The sequence below is a fragment of the Calditrichia bacterium genome (assembly GCA_020634975.1).
Classification (GTDB): Bacteria; Calditrichota; Calditrichia; order RBG-13-44-9; family J075; genus JACKAQ01.
In genome coordinates, this window is sequence record JACKAQ010000008.1 from 33,902 (window position 1) to 57,805 (window position 23,904).

Below are 23,904 nucleotides of genomic sequence, written 5' to 3' on the forward strand. Positions count from 1 at the left end.
TCCGGAATGTTTGTGTAAATTTGTCAACATCTGTTTTCTCCCGTAGATGTTTGGTTTTGCAAAATAAATTATTCTCAATAACATGCCGGAAAATTAGCCGCCGGTTGTTACAGTGGTGTTACGGAATGATTGTGTGGCAAATAAGTTCAGATGTCTGACATTTAATGTGGAGTGCAAAAAACGGATGGTTTCAACCCGAAAATGTGCTAAATTATTGAAAATGGATTTCTTATTGATTTTCAAAAAGGAATGAAGCGTTGAGCGAAGTGATCACACCAACCAAACCCAAAAAGACGGTTCGGGAAAAAAAGGTTGCCAAAACCCGCAAAATTCCGCAATACAACGTGGTTTTGCTGGATGACAATGATCATTCATACGATTATGTTGTAGAAATGTTGATGAAATTGTTCGGTCACAATTTTACAACCGCATATCAAATGGCATGTGAAGTGGATTCATCGGGAAGGGTAATTGTGTTTACCACCAGCAAAGAGCGTGCGGAATTTAAACGCGACCAGATTCACGCGTTTGGCGCAGATTGGCGAATTCCGCGATGCGCCGGCTCGATGTCCGCAATAGTCGAACCGGCGGAGTCCATTTAAGCCACGCCGTTATTCAGTGCTTTTTCTTTGTAAGATTCAGCCAACCGGAATTTCACATAAAAACAACTGCCCACATTCACCCGGCTCTGCAGCCAGATTTCCGCTTTTTGCAATTCTGCCATGTGTTTTACAATTGATAACCCGAGTCCGGTGCCTTCGATCGTTTGTGAACGTGCTTTATCTACACGGTAAAACCGCTCAAAAATGCGACCCTGTTCATCTGCGGGAATGCCCATGCCGTTGTCGCGAACAGAAAATGTGCAACTATCACCATTTCGCTGCGCGTCAACCATAATATTTCCGCCGTCAGGTGTGTATTTGATGGCATTATCCAACAGATTCACAAAAATGGAGCGAAACATTTCCGGATCGCCTACAATCAGCACCTGCCCCAGCTTCAGCGAATCCGTTAGTTCCTGATTTTTGGCGAGGGCTTTTTCGCGATATTCATTCAGCACATCGTAAATAATCATCAGCGGATCAAACGGCACCAGCTCGATATTGCCAAGCCGTTCCACCCGCGCCAGTTGCAACAAATCCAGCACCAAACTTTCCAGCTGATAACTTTGTTTAACAATTTTGCTGATATATTTTCGGTTTACGTTCGGGTCGTCCAAACCCCAGTCGAGCAACGTTTCGGAATAACCACGGATGGCCGCCAGCGGTGTTTTGAATTCGTGCGAAACGTTTGCCACAAAATCGCGCCGGATTTTTTCCAGTTTTTTGAAATGGGAAATATCCCGCACCACCAGCACCACGCCTTTGCCATCCTCCCGTTCCATATCGAACGGTGTGAGCACCACTTCAAAAACGCGGTCTTTGTCGATCGTAATTTCATCGGTAATCAAAAATGGTTTTGCCAAAAATGTATCGATCAACGAGTTGAGGTGCTGGTTGCGTATCACTTTGTAAAAAAAGAGGTTATCGACCTCGGCAAGATTGCAATCCAGCAGTTGCAGCGCGCGCTGGTTGTAAAACTTGATTTTTTTTGATGGTGCAATTGCTAAAATACCGTCGTTTACGGATGATAAAACGGTACTCAAATCGCGCCGTTCGCGCGATAGCTTTTTAAGGTTATCGGACAGTTTTATCGCCATTTCGTTCAGGCTGCTGCCAAATTCGGTGATTTCATCGCGATAGTTGCCCAACGCCCGCATATCGATGGTTGCGAGATCGCCACTGGCAATTTGTTGCGCTTTTTTTGTTAAAATGTCCACATTTTTGTTGATTCTGCGGGAAAGCAGCACTACCAAAAACGCGGAAAGCAGCAGGATAATTACGCCGCCCAATGCGAAATACATCTGCGCTTTACGCAATAATTTGGTCGATTGATTGGCAAATTGCGCCAGCCGTACAAATCCAACCGGCTGGTTGTTAAAAACCAATTGTTTGCTGATGTATAAAAGATCGACATCCAGCGTATTGCTGTGCCGTATGTAAAAACCGTAGTTCGAATCTTTTGAAGATTGTACTTCCGGGCGGGCCAAATGATTGTCGATTTTGGATGTTTGATCGAGCGGGATTTCTGAATCAACCAGCACAACCCCGTTAATGTCAATCAGGGTGCATCGGCAATCCAGAATTTGAGCGATGCTGTCTGCATACGCTTTCATGTAATCGATATCTTTTTGCACGAATTTATCCATATTTAAATAAAATAACGATAAATCCGTATAGTTTTGAAGCTCGCGTTCAACCCGGCTATATAAAAAATCGCGGAATTGAAAATAGGATGTTACCCCAACAATCAACAGTCCGGTGGTTAACGAAATGAGTATAATCCCCAATAGCCTGATTCGCAGGCTGCGCTTAATTAGTTGCCGCATAAAATTTCCAGGATCCTGCATGAATGGTTTTCGGGATGGCAAATCACCGAATATCGATATTTAGTTTACTTTGTTCCAGCGGTAACCGACACCTTTTACAGTGATAATCAATTTGCCGTCACGATCAATTTTTTCGCGAAGCCGGGTGATGTGCACATCAACGGTTCGCGGATCACCAAAATAATCTTCGCCCCAAATTAAATCCAGTAATTTTTGGCGCGAAACGGCTTTTCCACCAGCTTCGTAGAGGTGTTTCAACAATTTGAACTGGATGGGTGTTAAATCGGTTGGCACTTCATCCACAAAAACTTCGTGAGTGGCAAAATTCACACGCAGCGCATCCTGACGGAATTCGCTGAAATTGGTTTTCTGGGTTCGGCGAAGGTGAACTTTCACCCGTGCCAGCAATTCGCGGGGGCTGAACGGTTTGGTGACGTAATCATCCGCGCCCACTTCAAACCCGATAATTTTGTCAATTTCCTCACTCCGCGCGGTGAGCATGATAATCGGGATTTCCTCTGTCTGATCACTTGCGCGGATGTATTTGCACAGTTCGATACCGCTCATCGAAGGAAGGTTCAGGTCCAAAATCACCAGATCCGGCGGGCTTTTGGTGATCGCATCGTGTGCTTTTATGCCATCGCCAAATGTGCGAATCCGGTAGCCTTCGCGCCAAAGGTTGTCTTCCAAAATCTCGTTGATGTACGGGTCATCTTCAACAATGTAGATTGTAAAATTCTGGTTCATCATTTTTGTAAAGACCTTTTCAGTAATGTTTTAAGTCCGTTATTAATGTAAGAAAATTAACTGCTCAATATTACAAATAGATTGCAAAATGATTAAGCTTTCTTGCAATCGCAACAGGTACTAAGTGCAAAATTGCGGTCAAAAAAAACCGGTATTTCGTATGTTTTTTGTTTTAGGATTTGCTTGTCTGGCATTTTATGACTAATGTATCCGGCTGTGAACTAACTGTTTTAAGACAAAATTATTTGTGAAAGGTAAAATATGTATCGAATTATCGTGTTGATTTTTATGGGTTTATTAATGCTTTGGGGTTGTAACGAAAATAAATCCGGTTCCGGGATGGATGCGTTATCCGATTTTAAACTGGATTCCCGGGAAGATAGCCTGAGCTACAGCATGGGCGTAACGATGGGACAGGGAATCAAACCCAATGCAGACGGCATCAATCTGGATGCGGTTATGGCCGGATTGCGCGACGGACTTAAAGAAGGCGAATGCATGTTGACAGATGATGAAATCAACAAATGCATCATTGGTTTCCGGCAAGATTTGGAAAAGAAAATCCGTGAAGAAAACGAACGTCAATCAGTTGAGAATGAGATGGAAGGCAAAACATTTTTAGAAGAAAACGCTAAACGTCCGGAAGTGCAAGTAACCGCCAGCGGATTGCAATACGAAGTTTTGCAGGAAGGCACCGGAAAAACCCCGACAGCGATGAGCACGGTTGTCACACACTACCGCGGAACGCTGATTGACGGCACCCAGTTTGACAGCTCATACGATCGTGGTGAACCGGCAGAATTTCCGCTGAACCGCGTCATTCCCGGTTGGACAGAAGGTATCCAGTTGATGAAAGCCGGTGCAAAATACAAATTCTACATTCCCGGAAATCTGGCGTACGGCAAGCGCAGCCCATCGCCGAAAATCCCCGCAAATTCAACATTAATTTTTGAAGTTGAATTGTTGGAAGTTAAGTAATTATAACTGGTTAAGTAGATAACGGAATGCTCAATTCATACGGATGTCTGAGGTGAACAATGTTCGCAAAAGGTGAATTTTCGGTTGATATGAAACCGTTGGAATCGTTCGCGAAAGGTGCGGACGGAATGAATCTGGGTAGAATGTCGATTACCAAAACGTTCAGCGGTGATTTATTAGCTAATAGCACCGGCGAAATGCTTAGCGCGCTAACCGATGTAAAAGGCAGTGCGGGTTATGTGGCAATCGAGCAGGTTTCGGGTTCGTTGAAAGGTAAAATCGGTTCGTTTATTTTGCAACATTTTGGCATGATGAATCGCGGCGAAAGCCATCTCGTTCTCGAAGTTGTTCCCGATTCCGGGACCGGTCAATTGGTAAATTTGGCAGGGAAAATGGTAATCATTATCACCAACGGTAAACATTTTTACGAGTTCGACTATTCGCTGGATTGAGTGAATTAATAGAAAATAGCTTTTGCTGTAAAATTTTTGATAGCCGGAAAAATTGCGAAATCAGCTTTTTCCGGCTATTTTTTTAGCTCGCCAAAAATTCGGAAACCATTTTATTTAGTTGGTCAAATTCGATCAAAAACGCATCGTGACCGTGTTCGCTGATAATTTCACGGTATTCGGCGTTGGGAATATTTTCGGAAATTTCCTGCTGCTCGTGGGGCGGATACAGCACATCTGATGAAATTCCGATGCACAACGTTTTTGCGGAAATATTTGATAATACATCAGTTAGCGGTTTTCGGTTTCGCGATAAATCGTGGCTGTCCATCGCCCGGGTGATTGTCAAATATGTATTCGCGTCAAACCGTTTTACCAATTTGATGCCCTGATATCGCAAATAGCTTTCCACCTGAAATCGCGGCGGTTGATCGTTCAAGATTCTGGCGCTGCCGTTTAATTTTACCAAATCCACTTCCTCTCGCCCAAAACGCTCCTGAAACGAGGGTTGGCTGCGATACGAAATCATGGCAATCATCCGCGCCAGCGATAAACCGCGCAGCGGTTGTTTGTCGTAGTTGCCATTTTGCCAATCGGGATCGTTCATGATTGCCAGCCGTGCGGTTTCGTTCAGGGCGATGCTCCACGCCGAATGTCGCGCGGTAGTTGCGATGGGAATAATGCGCCGCACCATTTCCGGAAACATCACCGCCCATTCCAGCACCTGCATGCCGCCGAGCGATCCGCCGATGACCGCTGCAATTTCGCGAATGCCCAATTGTTGCATTAATGCGTGCTGAACCCGCACCATATCGCGAACGGTAACTTCAGGAAAATCAACGCCATAGCGTTTTCCTGTTTTGGGATTGATGCTCACCGGTCCGGTGGTGCCGTAACAGCTTCCCAGAAAATTGGCACAGACCACAAAATATCGATCCGTGTCCAGCGATTTCCCGGGTCCGATAATTTCTGCCCACCAACCGGGCAAATCGCCCTGCTGCGGGTTGTTTCCGACATGCGCATCACCCGTCAACGCATGGCAAATGAGGATGGCGTTATCGCAGGTTTCAGCAAGTTTACCGTACGTTTCGTAGGCAACCTGAACCTGCTGCAGCTCTCCGCCCCGTTCGGGCAAAAAGGGATTTTTTTCATCAAAAAGCGTCGCGAATTTGGTGTGCGGATTGGGTGCGAGCAGTCCGGTATCTGCAGGAATTGTTTCTGATTTTTGATCGACAGTTGACACCGCTAAACTCCTGTTTTTATTATTAATATGCATCAAGCATTGTTACGTGGTTTGTCGCTGGTTTTGCTGCTCCGGATTGAAAATATGCGGCATGTAGCGCTTTCATTGCGCGATCCAGATCGGTGCGGTTTAGCAGCACGGAAAGGCTATGATTGGAAGTACCGCTGGCAACAGACCGCGTGGGAATGTGGTGCCGCGTAAACGTTTCGAAAATACGGCTGAGATTGCCGTTTTGCAGATGGTGCGGTTTTCCGACAATTGCCATCAACGCGAGGTTATCTTCCACAAATATATCGCGAATGATCCCCAAACGCAGTTGTTCGGCTAATTCTTCGCGCAAAAACTGGACGATTTTGCGGACATCTTTGGCGTGCACCGCCAACCGTATCGTCGCATCGGCGATGCCGAAATTGAGCAGCAAAATCGGGTCGGACAATCCCGCCAACGCTTTGATGACCGTTGACGAAACCGGTGAAGAAACATTCAGCGATTGCACCAAACTGATCACCGAAACATCCGAAATTGACGAAATAGCGGTGATGGGGGAGAGGTCCGGGCGGGAATCGGAGACAATTCGCGTTCCGGGATGCTCCGGTGCAAATGTGTTGCGGATAATTAAGGGAATATTGCAGGATTCCAGCGGGCTCATGGTTTTGGGGTGGAGCACTTTCGCGCCGAAAAACGCCATCTCCGCAGCTTCGCGATAGCTGATATCCGGCAGTTGCACCGCATCGCTGATGATGCGCGGATCTGCACTGAGCACGCCGTTTGTGTCTGTCCAGATTTCGACCAGTTCCGCATGCACCGCGCGTCCGATCAGCGCAGCGCTGTAATCCGATCCGCCGCGCCCGAGTGTGGTCACATCGCCGTCGGCAGTGCCGCCGATAAATCCGCTAACCAACGCAATTTCGTTATTTTGCAAGCCTTCCAACCGCGCGTTGGTCAGCGCTTCGGTGGTTGCGAGATCTACTTTGGCATCGGTAAATTGGCGATTTGTTCTGATAATTTCTGCCGCATCAATTTCGAAAACGCGAATCCCCAGCGACCGCAATGCTGCCGCAATCACCGGCAACGACAGCCGTTCACCGATGCTGATCACCGAATCGCGGGTGCGTGGCGAGCATTCTTTGAGCAGCGCGATGCCGCTCAATTTGCGATCCAGTTCATGCAGCACTTCGCTGATGGTTTCTTCTGCGGCGGTAAAAAATTGCGGCTCGGCAACTTCCCGCAAGGTTTCCAAATGGCGTTGCTGGAGCATCCGGATGAGCGATGAACCGTGAACACCGAAGGTCACCGCATCGTCAATTGCCGCGATAATTTGATTGGTAACACCGGCCATCGCCGAAAAAACAGCCACAAGCCGGTTCTTTTTTGCACGGATGTTTAAAATATTCACGACGGTTTGAATTTGTTGAGTACTACCGACTGACGTTCCGCCGAATTTCAAAACCTGCATTTTTTCTCTCGATAATTTTGAGTTTCAGACCGTAATCCCGGTTCCGGGTTTTCCACCAAAAACCGGGATCAAATAGTTGAAAATAATACAATTAAACAAGTTCAGTTTCCGGCACTTTTGCCAATGCCTGCTCAAAATCCCAAATGATGTCATCGATGTGTTCGATACCCACGGAAACGCGCACGAGCCCGGGCGTTACGCCGGAATCGAGCTGTTCCTGTTCGCTGAGTTGTTGGTGTGTGGTCGATGCCGGATGGATTACCAGTGTTTTCGCATCGCCGACATTTGCGAGCAGACTGGAAACCTGCACATTGTCGATGAACGCTTTGCCGGCTTCGGTCCCGCCTTCCAATTCGAACACGAGCAGGCTGGCGAAAAATCCATCCCTTAGATATTTTTTGGCATTTTCGTAATACGGGTGATCTTCAAATCCGCCGTATGTCACACTGCTGACTTTGGGGTGATTGCGAAGCCATTCCGCCAGCTTTTTGGCGTTTTCGTTGTGGCGTTCCACGCGAAGCGAAAGGGTTTCGAGCCCCTGAAGCAATAAAAATGAATTGAACGGACTAATTGCCGGACCCAAATCGCGGAGCTGTTCCACCCGTGCCCGAATGATAAATGCGATGTTCCCGAACGGGCCATCCGCGCCAAAAACTTCCCAGAATTTTAGACCGTGATAACCGGGGCTCGGCTCTGTGAAAACCGGAAATTTACCGTTTGCCCAATTGAATTTGCCGGAATCGACAATCACGCCGCCGATGGATGTGCCGTGTCCGCCAATCCATTTTGTGGCGGAGTGGGTGACAATATCCGCACCGTGTTTGATCGGCTGGCACAAATAACCGCCTGCCCCGAATGTATTGTCCACTACCAGCGGAATGCCGTTGCGATGGGCAACATCTGCCAAAGCTTCAAAATCCGGTATATTTAATCGCGGATTGCCGATGGATTCCACATAAATTGCTCGGGTTTTCTCGTCGATCAGCCGTTCGAAATCTTCAGGATTGTCGCCTTCCACAAATTTTACATGAATGCCCAGTCGCGGAAAAGTCACTTTGAATTGGTTGTAAGTACCGCCATATAAATAACTTGTGGACACAATATTTTCACCAGCCTGAACAATGGTTGACAGCGCCAAAAATTGCGCAGCCTGCCCGGAAGCCGTGGCCAGTGCCGCAACGCCGCCTTCCAGCGCCGCAATCCGTTCTTCAAAAACTGCGGTTGTCGGATTCATAATACGTGTATAGATATTGCCAAATTGTTTTAGCGCAAACAACTCAGCCGCATGATCGGAATTATTGAAATTATATGATGTTGTCTGATAAATCGGAACGGCACGTGCGTTTGTTGCACCGTCCGGTTTGTGTCCGGCGTGCAGTTGCAGCGTTTCGAACCTGAATTGACGTTCTTCACTCATGATGCAAATTCTCCTGATTTATTTGATATTTGGATGTTTAAGCGAAAATTTTCCCGGGATATCGCTAATATTCATTGTTTTGTCAAAAAAAAATCCTCTACCGGAAAGATTTCGATAGAGGATTTAAAATGTCCACCTCTCTCATCTTTCCCCGTACGGGGTAGGAATTAGCACCTTGTCCTAAAATATCCTGACAGGTTGCTAAGGCTTCACAGGGCCTTTCCCTCAGCCTTTCTCGATAAGAGCTATTTTATGTTTCGCTAAATTTTTTTTACATACGCAATTTAGTCCATTATTAAAAAGCCCTTCCGAGATGCCTGGAAGGGCTGTGATTAAGTTCAAATTTAGTTATAAATCACCCTTCCGAATCATCTCATACAAATACACATGCACATGCAGCACATTTTTGCAAAAAACTGAGATTTCGGAAAAGCGTTGTTCATCATTTGTTCCTTTATTTCGCAAAAGTATAATCAATTCGAATCGGGTTGTCAAACAGTTTTTTTGTAGTACGAAAAATTTTATTCACTCATATTTTGCCAATCGATAATTATCTGGCACGATCATTCAAAGATGCATTATTTACGTTGAGCTGAGAAATCGTAATAAAAAGTTCCCTACGAAAAATGTAAAAAATTGTTTCAAAGAGTTGCATTTAAGCGATTATTTCGTAAATTCTCATCCGTGTGGAAAGAGTGCAGCGTAATTGACCCAAGTGACCCTGAAGCAATCTATTGTTGCTTCTACAATTATAAGCCGAATTGACAGACTGTGTTGACCCAATTTTCAACGACAGTTGTTCTGATCGCAACGCCTCTTCACATAGATGATCACTAAACAGTAATATTTGTCAAACCGAATTGTCGCATTTTTTTAGCCGCCTGCTTTTTGCGATTGTTTCGCAATCGGTTAAAATTGTCGAATAAATCCGCCTGATAATCACAAATAGCTGGACTATTTATGGAGAACTGCATGAAGCAAAGACACAATCCAATTAGCAACAAATTGTCATCTTATATGGTAATTTGGGTCATGTTAATGAACATGATTTTTTACAGTTGCACTGAGCCTTTGGAGCCGAACAATCCTGAGTTTGTTTCCTATAACGGGCCCATGATTGAAGATATTGCCGGTAATTGGGATTTTGCATATTTCACGGCTGTTGGGGTGCAGGATACATCTCTTCGTGATACTATTGATGCCGCAATTTTGGAATCCATAGTAAGTCCTGTAAGTTTTGATTCAATTGCGGGCAGTGAGTTAGTACTTCAAGTGCCAACTATTGATACATTGAAAAATTATTTTATTTATCAGAGGGATTCGGATATTAGTTTGACAATTGATAAAAACAAGAACTATACTTATTCCCTTTTCCGAACAGTGTTTTTTAAAAATCCTACTGATAGTTTGGAAATTGGAATCCAATTAATAGAGAATGGAATTTTGGACATTCGTGATGAAAATATGATTATTGTTCCTAAAAATTTAAATATACCTTTTCAAGGTTCTTTACTGACAGGCGAGTTAAGATTTGCAATCATAGACTATTCACATTCTGCAAATATCTTGAGCACGATTGGTGAAATACAGAATTATCCATTTTCAGATGGCAGTATCCAAGGTGCAAGAGCTTATTCTGCATTTCAAAAACTTTAAGAATTTCCTAAAGATAGAAAAAAAACTAAGCGAATATAGGAGCATTATTAATGTTCAATAAAAAACCAACCGCAATTATCCTGCTTTTTCTGCTGATGAGTTTTGTTGTTCTGCATGCAGGAACAACGGGTAAAATAGCCGGATCTGTAGTCGATGCAAACACCGGCGAGCCATTAATTGGTGCGAACATTGTACTCGAAGGCACGAATTTGGGTGCTGCAACAGATGTTGACGGATATTTTGTCATTCTAAACGTGTCACCGGATGCATATAAATTGACGGTGTTTTATGTTGGCTATAAAGAAACCACCCTCAATAATGTCCGGGTTAGTGTGGATCGTACGACCACATTAGAAATCAAAATGACATCCGCAGCAATTGAAGGTGAAACGGTAACGGTAGAAGCCGAGCGTGCCGCCATTGAACTGGACAGAACTCACAGCTCATCGGTGGTAACTTCTGAAACGGTAGATTTGCTGCCGGTTACGGAAATCGAAGAAATTATCCAGTTGCAGAGCGGTGTTGTCAGCAGTGGGGGACAGTTGCACTTCCGCGGCGGACGTGCTCGCGAAGTTTCCTATGTTGTTGATGGCGTTGCGGTAAACAACAGTTTTGCACAAAACGGCGGCAGTTTGGTCGAAGTTGACAACAATATGGTTGCAGAACTGGAAGTGATTACCGGTACATTTAACGCAGAATACGGTCAGGCACAATCCGGGGTTGTAAATATTGTTACCCGGCGTCCGGCTGCAAAATTCAGCGGTAATGTTGAATACTATGCGGGTGACTGGCTAAGCAATAAAACAAACATTTACAGCGAAGTAAACAATTTTGATGTTGTTGCTGAACAAAACGTTCAGTTCAGCCTGACCGGTCCGATTTTGTCGGACAAACTTGGATTTTTTATTACCGGTCGCTACAACAATAGCGAAAGCGTTCAGTGGTATCAGCGGCGCTTTAGTTCGGAAGATGGCTGGCGAATTGCTGCATATCGCGAATGGGCAAAAGATAATATTCAGGCAGGCGGCGTAATTAATATCCCTGATTCGCTTGGTCTTACTACAGGTGATGGCGCGACAGGTCCAGCGTTAACTTCAGATTATGGTTCTTTGCAAGCCAAATTGACCTATTCGGTAACCCCAAAAATTACAGTAGCTTATACCGGATTTGGCTCATATCGCGAATCACATGGTTCAACGGCGAGGGTGAACGTATTTTCGCCGGATAATCGCCAGACAACGCAAGATTGGCGGTATTCGCATTTCCTGCGTTTTCAACATTTTCCCAGCGATAATTTCTTTTACAACTTTGCCGCATCCTATCAACGCGATGATGGCGATTCGTATTTCAGAAAAGACAATAAAATTGCCCAATTCCCCGGTGATGACGGTATAATGGTTTCGCCATTTACAATTACAACTACAAACTTATCAGGTGGAACGCAATTTAACATTGGCGGAACGTCCGGTTTATATACCAATGCAGAAGGTCGCAATTATGTTGATAAATATGCATTTCAGGGCGATTTCAACTGGCAAGTTGACAAGATAAATCTGATCAAAGCCGGATTTTCTGTTACACAACATTATTATGATATCTACAATCGTGGATTCCAATTAACCTCCGCATGGGAAAATAACGACTGGCCGCTGGATAATTTTGTAAATCCGCGTGGCATGTCATTTGACGATTACTGGAGCTCGCTGAATTTATACTGGCGGAATTGGGAAACTATTTTTGACACAACCCGGGTTCGCGAAGTTGGTCGTGATGAAGTTGAATCCTACAGCGATTATTCGAATAAGCCGTTTGAAATGGCATTCTATCTTCAAGATAAACTGGAGCTTGGCTCCGATATTATCCTAAACGCCGGTGTTCGATACGATTATTTTAACGCAAACGAAAAAGTGCCCGCAAACTATCGCGCAGAGGCATCGCTGGTCGGTTCGGAACAGAATCTTGTTCAGTCTACGGTTAAATCACAGTTTAGCCCACGGTTTGCAATTTCTTTCCCGATTTCCTCGCAGGGTGCATTCCGGGCTTCATACGGTCACTTTTTCCAAATGCCGCCGCACGGCCGGATGTTCAATCAGCCGTTGGTTAGCCTTTCCCCGATTGATTTGGAAGACAGATTGCTCGGAAACGCAGATTTGGAGCCGGAAAAAACAGTCGCTTATGAAATCGGTTTGCAGCAAGGTATCGGAACTTCGATCGCTGTTAACATTAGTGCATATTATAAAGATTTCCGGAATTTACTCGGTATCGAACAAGTTCAAACGGTTGACGGTGTGAAATATACCCGCTTCGTCAATCGCGATTATGGTTTGTCCAAAGGTATAGTTGTGGACGTTACCAAGCGTTCCGGGAATTTCAATGGCGGCATGAACTACACAATGGCTTACACCAACGGCAGCAACTCCGATCCGACCGAGTTGTTTTTGGTAAATGCCACACCGAGTGTAACCGGTGCAACGGAAGTTTTTGTCGATCGTCAGGTGGCTCCGCTGGATTGGGATCAGCGTCACACCTTCAATTGTTATGTGAATTTTGTGAAGCCCAACAACTGGAGTGTTGGTATTACAGGATTTCTGGATTCCAATACACCGTTTTCACCCGATTTTCTGGAAAATTTTGGTTTGAACGAACGCGAATTTCGTAACTCCGCGAACAAACCGCTGAGCTGGAGTATCGATTTGAAGGCTAAGAAAAATCTGAATATCGCCGGATTAAAGAGCGTTCTGTTTTTCAAAGTTGATAACATTTTTGATCACTTGAACGCGGAAAATGTTTTTGCCGCCAGTGGTAAAGCAGATGAAAATGCACGATTACCCGAAATTACATTAGTAATGGAGGGCGAAATTGAGAGTGAAGGTGTTATTAGCTTTCAGGAAGCAGATTTGCGCCCAGACTTTTTCTCTGCTCCCAGAAAAGTGCAAGTCGGTTTTGAATTCAAATTCTAAACCGGGTTTGACAGGTAAAGATACCGGAAAAGAGAATACGAAGATTTTATATAATGAGGTAATTAAATGCTTAAGCGATTTTTAGTTCGGTGTTCAATATACGTTTTCATTTTGGCTTTTGCAGGAAACAGCCTGGTTTTTGCCGAGGCTTCCGAAAAAGACAAAAATGAAAAATCTGGCGAAAGAACAAACAATTCTCTCCAAAGCTCCCGTGGCCAATACAACCGGCTGTCCAAAACCAGCCAGGAAAATGAAGGCAACCGGATTTATTACAGAACTGTTTTTATTGATGGTAACCTGGTAACCGGTCAAATTGATAACCGTGGGTTACTCTCAAACGGAGACGGCAATAACCGTGGAAATTACCTCGCATGGCCAAAAGGCGCACAGCAGGTACCTTCAATTTTTGGCGGTTTCTTTTACGTTGCGGCAGAAGTTAACGATGTTAACGGAAACCCGATCGCAATTATTTCCGACCCGTATGATTTTGGAAACGGAAACCGTGTCAACCAACCGCGTCCGCACCTTGCCATATGGCAGCCGATTCCCGGATATTACAACCTGGATATTCCAAGCTCATTGCGCACACCGCTCGTTTATGGTATCAGCGAAGATGTGGGGGAAGATGGTGAACCGGGAACAAATGATCCCGGCGAAGGCGATGGTATTTTGCAACCGATCGAGGACTTCAACGGGAACGGCGAACTGGATCTTTCGATGCGGAATGCGATTGGCTGGTTTGCCACAACTGCACGGAAAGAAACCTGGCCGGAATATTGGCCGGCACAATCCTACGAAGGCGACACCCGCCAGATCGGAGATAACTTTCCCGGCGTTCGTGCAGGACGCTGGAATGGCGAAAACGGCGCAAAGCCGCGTGCGGATCAGGAAACATATTATGTAATGAACGATTATGAAAATGATCAATTTTTATACTTTCCATTTGATGACGACACCAGAAGCTGGCCGGATGGCAAACGTGGATTGGGCATGGAAATTGAAGTTCGATCCTATCAGTGGAACGGCCGTTTGGCGGAAGATTTGTTAATTAATCTTTACGATATCACCAACAAAGGAAAAGATATCGAGAAGTCGGTTGTCGGGATGATGGTTGACCCGGACATGGGTATCAACACCGGTAACGACGCAGATGCACAAACGTTGGATGACATCACATACACCTGGAACAAAAGCGGACGCGATCCCGATACCGGATTCCCAACGGGATATTTTGGTTTTGCCTTTTTGGAAAGCCCTGGTTTATCTTTTGACGGTATCGATAACGATCTGGATGGATTAATCGACGAAAGCCAATCAAACGGAATCGACGACGACGGCGACTGGGATACATGGGAAGATTTGGATGGCGATGGCGTGTTCACAAATGAAGACGTTAACTACAATCGTATTCTCGATGAAGGTGAAGACGTTAACGGAAACGGAGAACTGGATATCGATCGTATCAACGATGACTTGGGCTTTGACGGACTCGGACCGGAAGAAGTTGGATATCCCGGACCCGACGCCGGCGAAGCAGACGGTTTACCGACACTCAATGAACCCGATTTTGAATTCACAGATAACGACGAATCGGATCAGGTTGGTTTAACATCAGTATCCTTTCATGCTTACACATGCTGTATGGATAACGATCAGGAATATTGGCAACGCCTCCAACCGAACCCGGACAGCCTGATTTCCCGCGATCCGGACTGGGCAACGGACGTTGCTTTTGTATACGGTAGCGGTTTTGTCGATTTTACCGAGCGCGTAGTGTTTGGTGAAACTCGCAAAGAAACCCACAGTTATGCAATTGCGCTGGTATTCGGAAACGATTTCCCGGATGCATTGCGGAACAAAAAAACCATGCAGATTATTTACGATAACGATTACAACTTTGCCAAACCGCCGAGCCAATCCACACTTACAGCGACAGCCGGCGATGATAAAGTTTTTCTGCAATGGGATGATATTTCGGAAAAGTCTTTCGACCCGATTTACAAACGCGACTTTGAAGCGTATTATGTTTACAAATCAACGGTGCCTTCATTCGAAGATATTCGCACCATTACGGATGCTTTTGGCAACCCGTTACTTTTTAAACCCCGCGCAATTTACGATTTAGCAAATGGGATTCAGGGCTTGCACCCGGTTAGTCTTGGTAGCGAATTGGGTAGTGATAGTGATTTGGGAACAACCTACAACATGGGTAATGATTCCGGTCTCAAACATTTTTATATCGATTCCGTCGATGTTACAAATGGCAGAACATATTATTACGCGATTTCTGCTGTTGACCGCGGTCATCACAGTTCATTTTACGATATTCTGGGAGATTCCACTTTACAAGACCTCGCAGATATCGCACCCACTGAAACACCGATCAACGTGCAGGTTGACCTCTTAGGTCGCGCAATTGCTTTTGATAGAAATACTGCTCGGGTAATTCCCACAGAATTATTAGCTGGATGGGAAGAACCCGGCTTGAAAGATAATCAGGTTGAAACCGTCGAAGGCAACGCCACCGGTTCGGTTTCGATAGAAGTTTATAACCCGCTCATCATGCAAAACGGTGCTCGCTATCGGGTTACTTTTGAAGATGATGGCAGATACGTTTTCCTCGATTCCGCCAATTATACCGGCGAATTGAGCCGCGTAAAACTGGAATCGCTCAGCAAAAATGCAACCGTATTGAATTTGTTAAATCCTGCCAATAATGCCAAAACAGACGAGGCAATTACCGAAGGATTTTATTTTCTGGTGCAGAACGATACCACAAAAATTGATACCACAAAATCCAAATGGATTAGTGGTGTCTCAACCCTGAAGTTATTTGATAAAACTGAGCCAAGCTTTTTCCGGGTAAAACGCGATTTTGAAATACGTGTGTTGGGTGAAAACGCAGATTCATCCGTTACCCGACGCCCGGTTAATTTCCAGATTTGGGATGTAACAGATCCCGGAAATGAAATTCAGATGGACTTTTTCATCTTCGACCGGAACGAAGTTGGTAAACTGGATCAAAACGACGACATCACAATTGTAAAAACGATTCAGGGACGTAAAAACCTCTATCGGTTCGAATTTAATTACCCTGCAGATCTGGATACTTCGCAATATGTTGCACCCCAAAATGGTGATGTTTACAAAATTGTAACCCGTAAAACATTTGATCGGGATGATGTTCTTGAATTTGAACTCTTTGGAAATGCAGTAAACACAGAAATGGCCAAAAACGAACTCGATGAAATTTACGTAGTTCCCGATCCCTACATTGCATACAACCTTGATGAACGATTGGTTGTAAACCGCGATGAAGGCCGCGGCGATCGTAAAGTTGAATTTGTAAATTTACCGGAAAAATGCACGATCAAAATCTTCACTGCATCGGGTAAATTTGTTCGGGAGCTGGACCACAACGCATCATCCAGCAATCGCCGGCGTGCATGGGATTTGCGTACGAGAGACGGTTTGGAAGTTGCATTCGGAATATATTTTTATGCCGTTGAAGCGCCCGGAATCGGTGTGAAAACCGGCAAGTTTGCAATTATCAAATAAATGTGAATGCGTTTGATGACGGATTTTCAAGAACTTTGTAAATGATAGGGTAATAAAATGCTTAAAATCAAACATATAATTCTGCTGCTGACAGTGTTGGGTTATGCCGCTTTCGGGCAATTTCAAACGGAAGTCAGCAATGTTGGTACCAACGCAGCCTCGTTTCTTGAAATTGGTGTTGGCGCAAGGGCAATGGCGATGGGCGGTTCTTACACCGCATTATCTAACGATCCGACAGCAATGTATTACAACCCTGCGGGTATCGTTTGGATGAACAATATCCAGTTGGAATTGATGCACAACGAATGGTTGGTTGGCACAAATTTCGAATATTTGGCGACCTCCATGCCTTTGCCGATGTTCAACGCTGCTGTTGGCGTCAGCTTCACAATGCTCGATTTTGGTGAGCAGCCCGTGCGAACGGTCGAAAATCCCGAAGGGAACGGCTTGACTTACGGCGCAAGAAGCTTTGCTGTCGGTGTTACTTACGCACAATCACTGACAGACAGGTTCAGCTTTGGCCTCACAGGAAAATACATCAACGAAAAGATACTCAATGTCAGTGGTGGCACCACTGCAATTGATTTGGGGATATTCTATCTGACTCCGGTTGAAGGCATGAAGCTTGGCATGAGCATCAGCAATTTTGGCGGTCAGATTCGTTTGGACGGTCGTGATCTGGATACTGTGCTCGACCCGAACGAAAATGTCACAACGATTGACAACGTGCCCGTTTCCTACAAAGTCGGGTCTTATCCGCTGCCGCAAATTTTCCGTGCCGGTATTTCATACTCCAAACAACTTGGCTCTTTTTCGGAAGTGACGCTGACAACAGATTTACTGCACCCCAGCAACTCGACCGAAAGTATGGGTTTTGGTATTGAATACGGTTTTGCAGGAACTGTTTTCTTGCGCGGTGGTTATGAAAATGCGTTCGAAGATGCCGGAATAAATGGGTTGACCCTCGGTGGCGGGATTGATTATCAGACACCGACTAGCCTCGGATTCCGTATCGATTATGCATATTCTGACTGGGGAATTCTGGAAAGCGTTCATCGCTTCTCTTTAGGATTGGTATTCAACTAAACATATTTGGAAGATATTTTTTCTGGAATGGATAAAAAAATAAGCAATATCGTGATTTTCAAAACAATAAAATCGCTGTTATTCGTAACAGCGATTTTTGTCTTATATGGCTGTGCCAAAAAAGAAGAACCGGTTGTGGCAACTATCGGGGAAGAATGCATCACGGTATCAGATTTTGTGATGAGCTACGAAAATGCATCAGGACATCTCAAACCTGGTGAGACGGTTGAGACCAAAAAACGCAGCTATCTGGATTTCATGATCAACGAAAAACTGCTCGCGAAAAAGGGCTACCAATTAGGTTTGGAAAAAAGCACCTGGATTTTGGCCGAAACAGAAGAATTGCGTCAGGAACTGATGATCGATGCGCTGTTGGAAGCCGATGTCCGCAGCAAAATTAAAGTGACGCCGGACGAGATTAAAGCAGAAATCAACAAATCCAAAGTGACGTTTAAATTCAGGTATTGGCCGGAAAATAATTTGGAGAACGCCCAAAAAGTTGCCCAACGCATGCGCGAAGTCGGCTATGCCGAAACGGTCGACGAGCTGCAAAATAATAATCCGGAACGGCGCAGAATCGATCCCAATCTATTGATCAGCGATTATGTCGATTACCAGCAAATCAGCCCGGAAATATTGCAAGCCATCGAAAATTTGCCTTTTGGCGAAATTTCCGATCCGGTAAAAATTAGCGATAACTATTTGATTTTTCAAGTGTTGGATATTCGCCGATCCGCGGTAACAACCAACGAATATAAAAGCCAGGCATCGCGGTTTGAGCAAATTATTTTTTACCGGAAATATGGCGAAATGGTTAAAAAATACGTCGTCGATATGATGACGCCGCTGGAAGTAAAAACCAAAGCTGAGGCATTTAACCTGTTGGCTCCCGCACTTGTTGAGTGGGAAAAGAATTTTGATATCAAACGCGGCGTATTTTTGCTGGATGTAAAAAATGCGGCGGATAAATTTACCGCGATGGCAAAATTGCGGGATAATTTTGATGCGGAGTTTTTCACCTGGCGCGATGGCAGTGTTTCGATCGGCGAGTTTCTGCCATATTTCAAAACGCGATATGTCAACCCGGAAACCGCAAAATCCGATGATTATCGAACCATTCTGGACTATGCCATTCAGTTGTCCATTCGTGATTATTTTTCTGTTCAACGCGCAAAAGATCGTGATTTGGCGGATGCGCCGAACGTGCAAAAAGGGTTGAAAACATGGCAGGATAAATGGGTTTTTGAAGCATCTGCCAGTCATATCACAAAAAAAATGCCCTTCACCGACAACGATTTGATCGATTTTTACACCAATTTCAACGATAAATATGTTGTCAATAAAGAAAAGGGACCAGTGCTGGATTACGATGCTCCGCAAGTCAAAAACGATGCGATGATCCACAAAAAAATTCAACTGCTCCAGCAAACCTGCGACAGCCTCCGGAATGTTTTTCCCGTCAACATTAACCAAGATGTATTGGATACCATAAAGGTTGTTCAGTTCAAAAACAATCCGTGGGCGACCACCAGGTTTTATCGCGCCGGCACCAATCGTCCGATTTTCCCGACGGTCAGCGAAAACTGGAAACTTGCCAACCCCTGATTCAATTATCCCTTTCATTTTCAATGGTGCTGGTTTAATTTCCTGCCGTTCTGCGATTTAATTTATTCAAAATCAAACCCCCGGAATCAATGAATTTCTCAAAAATTTCCGATCTCAATCCCGAACAGCGTCGCGCGGTGGAATATCAGGATGGTCCACTGCTGATTCTCGCCGGTGCCGGCAGCGGCAAAACCCGTGTGCTCACTTACAAAATCGCCTATTTGCTTGACAGGCGCGTGGTTCAGCCATGGGAAATTTTGGCGGTAACATTTACCAATAAAGCGGCCGGGGAAATGCGTCACCGGGTGGATGAACTGGTGGGAATGGCTACCGACGGCATGTGGATCGGCACGTTTCACTCAATTTGCGCGCGCATTTTACGCATCGAAAGCCAGCATCTCGGATACGATACCAGTTTCACGATTTACGATGTTGACGATCAGGTAAGGCTGATTCAGCAGGTGATGGAAGGGTTGAACATCAACCAAACCACATTGAAACCGCGCTCAGCGCAGCATAAAATCAGCGATTGCAAAAACAAATTGATCAGCCCGAAAATGTTTGAGGAGCGCGCCGGCGATTTTACAGACCGGCAAATTGCCAAAATTTATCACGGATATGAAACAGCTTTGCGGCGCAATAACGCCATGGATTTTGACGATCTGCTGATTAAGCCGCTCGATTTGTTCACTCGCGAGCCTGAAATCCTCAAAAAATATCAACAAAAATTTCGCTACGTGTTGGTGGATGAATATCAGGATACCAACAAAGCGCAGTATTATTTTGTCAAAAAGTTGTCCGAAACGCACCGGCGAATTTGCGTTGTGGGTGACGAAGACCAGAGTATTTATCGCTGGCGCGGCGCGGATATCGAAAATATCCTCAGTTTCGAACGCGATTACCCGGACTGCGAAGTGGTGCGGCTGGAGCAAAATTATCGCTCCACCCAAATTATTCTCGATGCCGCGAACGCGGTGGTGCGCAACAATTCCAAACGGCTCGGCAAAAATTTGTGGAGCGATAAATCCGGCGGTTCGGATATCCAGGTTGTCGAAACATCGGACGAAGGCGTTGAAGCTGCCCAGGCTGTTTCTATTTTGAAACAGGCCAAACGCGATCACGATCTGGATTTTCGGGACATGGCGATTCTCTACCGGACGAACGCGCAATCGCGGGCGCTGGAAGACAAGCTCCGACGCGCCAACGTGCCGTATGTGATTGTCGGTGGCACCAAATTTTACGATCGCAAAGAAGTGAAAGATGTGCTCGCTTATCTGCGGGTGTTGGTGAACAATAATGATTCGATTGCACTGCAACGGATCATCAATTTCCCGACACGGGGAATTGGCGGCAAAACGCTCCAAAAATTGCAGGAATTTGCCGATCGCAACGGCATTTCGCTGCACAATGCGATGTTCAGTGCGGCAAGTATCGATGGGCTTCCCGCCGGTGCCAAAAGCAAAGTGCTGGAATTTGCCGGACAACTGGCGAATCTGCAAAATCGAATTGAGGTGTCCAGCGCATTTGAAATCGCGACTGAAGTTGTGGACATGTTCGGGCTGGCGCGAATGTATGACCTCAGCGCATTGCCCGACGACCAAACCCGGTTGGAAAACATCAACGAATTGTTGAACAGTATCGCGGCGTTTTCCGAAAACGCGACCGGCGAATTTGCCACGCTCGCCCAATATCTGGAAGATGTGGCATTGCTGACCGACATCGACCGCTGGGACCCGACCAGCTCTGCCGTAACGCTGATGACGTTGCACAGCGCGAAAGGTCTGGAATTCCCGCTGGTGATTGTCGCGGGGATGGAAGACGGGTTGTTTCCGCTGTTCCGTTCGCTGGAAAATGATGAAAATCTCGAAGAAGAACGCCGGTTGTTTTATGTTGGAATGACACGCGCAAAGGATTATTTATATTTAACTTGGGCGCGCCAGCGGCGACGATTTACATCCGGCGGCACCGGCAATTCTTTTCGTAGTATGGCATCCCGTTTTCTGAACGAAATCCCCATCGAATTTTTGAAAACGCGCACGTCTGTCGGCAGTTGGGAAGGCACGGATAACTCGCGGTACAATCGCCATCGCAGCTACGACGATTCGCAGGCGCCAACCTACGCCGCCGAAATGATGACCAGCGAAGGCATTTGGAAAATTGGCGATTGGGTGATTCACGAAACCTATGGCCGCGGGCAAATTTTGGGCATGGAAGGCACGGGAATGGGCACCAAACTCAGCGTGTTTTTCAAAGGCGCCGGGATGAAAAAGCTGATCGCCGAATATGCCAACCTGCAAAAAGCGGATAGCTGATGTTGTAATCGATATCCCATTTCCCCGATTACCCAAACCGTGCTTTTGGCAAATCCGTCCAGCGTGTGGTGTAACGGGGCGAGAGCCGTTGCTGGCGCAATCGCCACCCGTTTTGCCGGGCACCCTGCGACGCAATAAATAACGCATCTTTCCCTATTTTTTGATTTAGCGAGTCCATGATTCCGGAAATCCGCTGTTGCCTGTCCCGCTGAACATCGTCGAACAGGTTGAGCTGTGTTTCGGTTTCCGGGAAAATATCATCTACCATTACCCCTGCTTTTTTGTATCGGTACCCTTCTCTGAAAATTAATCGCAAACAACGCAGCGCGTATGTGACCAACTCCGGCGTACTGTTGCTGGCCACGGGCAATTCGATGATGCGATAATTGCAATATTGCGGCTGATCCGGCCGGAAACAGTTGGTGTGCAAAAACACCGAAATCTGTTTGGCGCAGGATTTATCCACCCGCAATTTTCGGGCGCAGTTGCCGGCAAACGCGGTGACTGCCGATTCCAGATCGGTGAGCGCCGTTACATCATCGCCAAACGAGCGCGAAGTGCAGATCCCTTTTTTCGGTCCCGGAACGGTTTCCAGCGCGATGCACGGTTTGCCGCGCAGTTCCTCAACCAGGCGCAACCCGACGACCGTTAATTCTTTCAAAATCCAGGAATCGTGTGCTTTAACGAGCTGCCCGGCGGTTTGGATGCCAAATTTACCCAACCGGTTGGTGTATTGTTTGCCAATTCCCCATAAATTTTCTACCGGAAAATGATCCAGTATGCCGCGAATGAGCGCGGGATTATCCAGCACACAAATGCCCGAATAACCGCTCCACCTTTTTGCGACGTGATTAGCCAGTTTCGCCAGCGTTTTGGTGGGCGCAATGCCTACGCCGGTGGGAATTTTGGTGTATTGCCGAACCGTATCGCGAACGGATTCGGCAAACAGCGGCCAATTGTTGGCGCGCATCCCCCGCAAATCCATGAACGCTTCGTCGATGGAATATACCTCCACCGCCGGCACAAAACCGGCCAGCGTTTGCATCACCCGTTGGCTCATATCGCCATACAGCGCGTAGTTGCTGGAAAATATCGTAACATTATGTTTTTCCAACACTTGCTGTATCTGATACGCCGGCCGCGCCATATCAATGCCCAGCCGTTTTGCTTCCGGGCTGCGCGCCACAATACAACCATCGTTATTGGAAAGCACCACCACCGGCGCATGTCGCAAATCCGGGCGAAACACCTTTTCGCAGGAGGCGTAAAAGCTGTTGCAATCCACTAATGCGAACAAATTTTGCCTCAATATCTGTGGATTGCGAAAGTCACTTTTCCCCAGATTTCGAAATCCCGCTCCGGTTTTACCAGAATCGGGTCGAAATCGCCGTCCATCGCCATCAGCAGAATGTGGTTGTCGCGCTGAATCATGCGTTTTACCACAAACCCGCCGTCCAGCACTGCCAGAATAATTTCGCCGGATTTGGGTGTGATGGAAGTGTCAATAATCAACAGATCATCGTTGCAGATGCGCTCCGAAACCATGGAATCGCCTTCCACCCGGAAAATGTAGGTTGAGTTCGGATGCTGGATAAGCAATCGATTGATATCCAGCTTGCCTTCCAGATAATCATCCGCAGGGGAGGGAAAACCGGCGCGTGCCGGTATAAAGCTGAACTTCAGCAGCAGCGGTAGCCGGACAACCGGCAGGAGATGTTTGTTTTTACACGGTCGATCCATCGCCATAAAATCCTTTTTAAATAGTGGAATAAAAATCACTAATTATGGCTTATCATCGACCCTTGAACCCAAAAACAGAGAATCTTTTGTGAAAATAAGTGAATTTATGTATATCTAAAAGTGCGCCGAATCAACAAAAACGAAACGCTAAAATTTACCAAGCTACACCAGTTTTTAGACCATTCAGTGCTCGTAATTGATTGCTATTGAACACAATTATTAAATTTTACGCCGCAATTTGCAAGCGTTAAGGTTCATTCATTTTGTGT

At 45.8% G+C, this 23,904-nt stretch carries 16 protein-coding genes and 1 riboswitch; of the genes, 9 read left to right on the plus strand and 7 right to left on the minus strand.

Translation table 11 applies throughout. The features are described 5' to 3' along the window. Positions 1 to 266 precede the first annotated feature (266 nt). Entirely contained in the window at positions 267 to 602 is a 336-nt protein-coding gene (locus H6629_23430; GenBank protein MCB9070740.1) for an ATP-dependent Clp protease adaptor ClpS, read from the plus strand. On the opposite strand, the gene H6629_23435 is transcribed toward H6629_23430, so the two are convergent. Both H6629_23435 and H6629_23440 read right to left on the minus strand, forming a co-directional pair. Beyond that, on the minus strand, positions 599 to 2,428 hold the full coding sequence (locus tag H6629_23435) for a hypothetical protein (GenBank protein ID MCB9070741.1): 1,830 nt from the start codon (positions 2,426 to 2,428) through the stop codon (positions 599 to 601). The two genes, H6629_23430 and H6629_23435, sit on opposite strands and share 4 nt — an antisense overlap. A gap of 60 nt (positions 2,429 to 2,488) precedes the next feature. Continuing rightward, the gene (locus tag H6629_23440; GenBank protein ID MCB9070742.1) at positions 2,489 to 3,175 is read right to left on the minus strand and encodes a response regulator transcription factor; all 687 of its coding nucleotides are present in this window, start codon (positions 3,173 to 3,175) and stop codon (positions 2,489 to 2,491) included. A gap of 261 nt (positions 3,176 to 3,436) precedes the next feature. On the opposite strand from H6629_23440, the gene H6629_23445 reads away from it, so the two are divergent. Continuing rightward, positions 3,437 to 4,153: an FKBP-type peptidyl-prolyl cis-trans isomerase gene (locus tag H6629_23445; GenBank protein ID MCB9070743.1), complete on the plus strand. Its 717-nt coding sequence runs from the start codon at positions 3,437 to 3,439 to the stop codon at positions 4,151 to 4,153. Between the two features lie 59 nt (positions 4,154 to 4,212). Continuing rightward, on the plus strand, positions 4,213 to 4,605 hold the full coding sequence (locus H6629_23450) for a DUF3224 domain-containing protein (protein ID MCB9070744.1): 393 nt from the start codon (positions 4,213 to 4,215) through the stop codon (positions 4,603 to 4,605). Positions 4,606 to 4,687: 82 nt separating this feature from the next. Here H6629_23450 and metX read toward each other — a convergent pair whose 3' ends face one another. The 3 genes from metX to H6629_23465 form a co-directional block, all read right to left on the minus strand. Then, entirely contained in the window at positions 4,688 to 5,878 is a 1,191-nt protein-coding gene (metX, locus tag H6629_23455; GenBank protein MCB9070745.1) for a homoserine O-acetyltransferase, read from the minus strand. Next, positions 5,868 to 7,301: an aspartate kinase gene (locus H6629_23460; protein MCB9070746.1), complete on the minus strand. Its 1,434-nt coding sequence runs from the start codon at positions 7,299 to 7,301 to the stop codon at positions 5,868 to 5,870. The genes metX and H6629_23460 overlap by 11 nt, the downstream gene beginning before the upstream one ends. Positions 7,302 to 7,392: 91 nt before the next feature. Continuing rightward, entirely contained in the window at positions 7,393 to 8,718 is a 1,326-nt protein-coding gene (locus H6629_23465) for an O-acetylhomoserine aminocarboxypropyltransferase/cysteine synthase (GenBank protein MCB9070747.1), read from the minus strand. 138 nt (positions 8,719 to 8,856) lie between these two features. After that, positions 8,857 to 8,963: riboswitch (SAM riboswitch) on the minus strand. Positions 8,964 to 9,690: 727 nt separating this feature from the next. Between H6629_23465 and H6629_23470 the strand changes: the two genes are divergently transcribed. The 6 genes from H6629_23470 to H6629_23495 all read left to right on the plus strand — a co-directional run bounded on the left by H6629_23470 (position 9,691) and on the right by H6629_23495 (position 21,895). Continuing rightward, complete coding sequence (locus tag H6629_23470; GenBank protein ID MCB9070748.1) at positions 9,691 to 10,374, plus strand: hypothetical protein; 684 nt, start codon at positions 9,691 to 9,693, stop codon at positions 10,372 to 10,374. A gap of 50 nt (positions 10,375 to 10,424) precedes the next feature. After that, entirely contained in the window at positions 10,425 to 13,334 is a 2,910-nt protein-coding gene (locus H6629_23475) for a TonB-dependent receptor (protein ID MCB9070749.1), read from the plus strand. A gap of 111 nt (positions 13,335 to 13,445) precedes the next feature. Next, positions 13,446 to 16,892 carry a hypothetical protein gene (locus H6629_23480; protein MCB9070750.1) on the plus strand — a complete coding sequence of 1,149 codons (3,447 nt, stop codon included), beginning with the start codon at positions 13,446 to 13,448 and terminating at the stop codon, positions 16,890 to 16,892. A 57-nt stretch (positions 16,893 to 16,949) separates the two neighbouring features. Next, a complete protein-coding gene (locus H6629_23485; GenBank protein MCB9070751.1) occupies positions 16,950 to 17,978 on the plus strand; it encodes a PorV/PorQ family protein in 1,029 nt (342 codons plus the stop codon). Positions 17,979 to 18,005: 27 nt separating this feature from the next. Further along, entirely contained in the window at positions 18,006 to 19,583 is a 1,578-nt protein-coding gene (locus tag H6629_23490; GenBank protein MCB9070752.1) for a hypothetical protein, read from the plus strand. A gap of 89 nt (positions 19,584 to 19,672) precedes the next feature. Next, the gene (locus tag H6629_23495; GenBank protein ID MCB9070753.1) at positions 19,673 to 21,895 is read left to right on the plus strand and encodes a UvrD-helicase domain-containing protein; all 2,223 of its coding nucleotides are present in this window, start codon (positions 19,673 to 19,675) and stop codon (positions 21,893 to 21,895) included. A gap of 28 nt (positions 21,896 to 21,923) precedes the next feature. Here H6629_23495 and H6629_23500 read toward each other — a convergent pair whose 3' ends face one another. Continuing rightward, positions 21,924 to 23,204 carry a Y-family DNA polymerase gene (locus H6629_23500; GenBank protein MCB9070754.1) on the minus strand — a complete coding sequence of 427 codons (1,281 nt, stop codon included), beginning with the start codon at positions 23,202 to 23,204 and terminating at the stop codon, positions 21,924 to 21,926. Next, positions 23,201 to 23,635: a translesion error-prone DNA polymerase V autoproteolytic subunit gene (gene umuD / locus H6629_23505; GenBank protein MCB9070755.1), complete on the minus strand. Its 435-nt coding sequence runs from the start codon at positions 23,633 to 23,635 to the stop codon at positions 23,201 to 23,203. The genes H6629_23500 and umuD overlap by 4 nt, the downstream gene beginning before the upstream one ends. Positions 23,636 to 23,904: the final 269 nt, after the last annotated feature.

Excerpts from the sequence above, each read along its gene's own strand:
- H6629_23435 (MCB9070741.1), bottom strand. The coding sequence starts at position 2,428 with ATGCGGCAACTAATTAAGCGCAGCCTGCGAATCAGGCTATTGGGGATT.
- H6629_23440 (MCB9070742.1), bottom strand. The coding sequence starts at position 3,175 with ATGAACCAGAATTTTACAATCTACATTGTTGAAGATGACCCGTACATC.
- H6629_23445 (MCB9070743.1), top strand. The coding sequence starts at position 3,437 with ATGTATCGAATTATCGTGTTGATTTTTATGGGTTTATTAATGCTTTGG.
- H6629_23450 (MCB9070744.1), top strand. The coding sequence starts at position 4,213 with ATGTTCGCAAAAGGTGAATTTTCGGTTGATATGAAACCGTTGGAATCG.
- metX (MCB9070745.1), bottom strand. The coding sequence starts at position 5,878 with ATGCATATTAATAATAAAAACAGGAGTTTAGCGGTGTCAACTGTCGAT.
- H6629_23460 (MCB9070746.1), bottom strand. The coding sequence starts at position 7,301 with ATGCAGGTTTTGAAATTCGGCGGAACGTCAGTCGGTAGTACTCAACAA.
- H6629_23465 (MCB9070747.1), bottom strand. The coding sequence starts at position 8,718 with ATGAGTGAAGAACGTCAATTCAGGTTCGAAACGCTGCAACTGCACGCC.
- H6629_23470 (MCB9070748.1), top strand. The coding sequence starts at position 9,691 with ATGAAGCAAAGACACAATCCAATTAGCAACAAATTGTCATCTTATATG.
- H6629_23475 (MCB9070749.1), top strand. The coding sequence starts at position 10,425 with ATGTTCAATAAAAAACCAACCGCAATTATCCTGCTTTTTCTGCTGATG.
- H6629_23485 (MCB9070751.1), top strand. The coding sequence starts at position 16,950 with ATGCTTAAAATCAAACATATAATTCTGCTGCTGACAGTGTTGGGTTAT.
- H6629_23490 (MCB9070752.1), top strand. The coding sequence starts at position 18,006 with ATGGATAAAAAAATAAGCAATATCGTGATTTTCAAAACAATAAAATCG.
- H6629_23495 (MCB9070753.1), top strand. The coding sequence starts at position 19,673 with ATGAATTTCTCAAAAATTTCCGATCTCAATCCCGAACAGCGTCGCGCG.
- umuD (MCB9070755.1), bottom strand. The coding sequence starts at position 23,635 with ATGGATCGACCGTGTAAAAACAAACATCTCCTGCCGGTTGTCCGGCTA.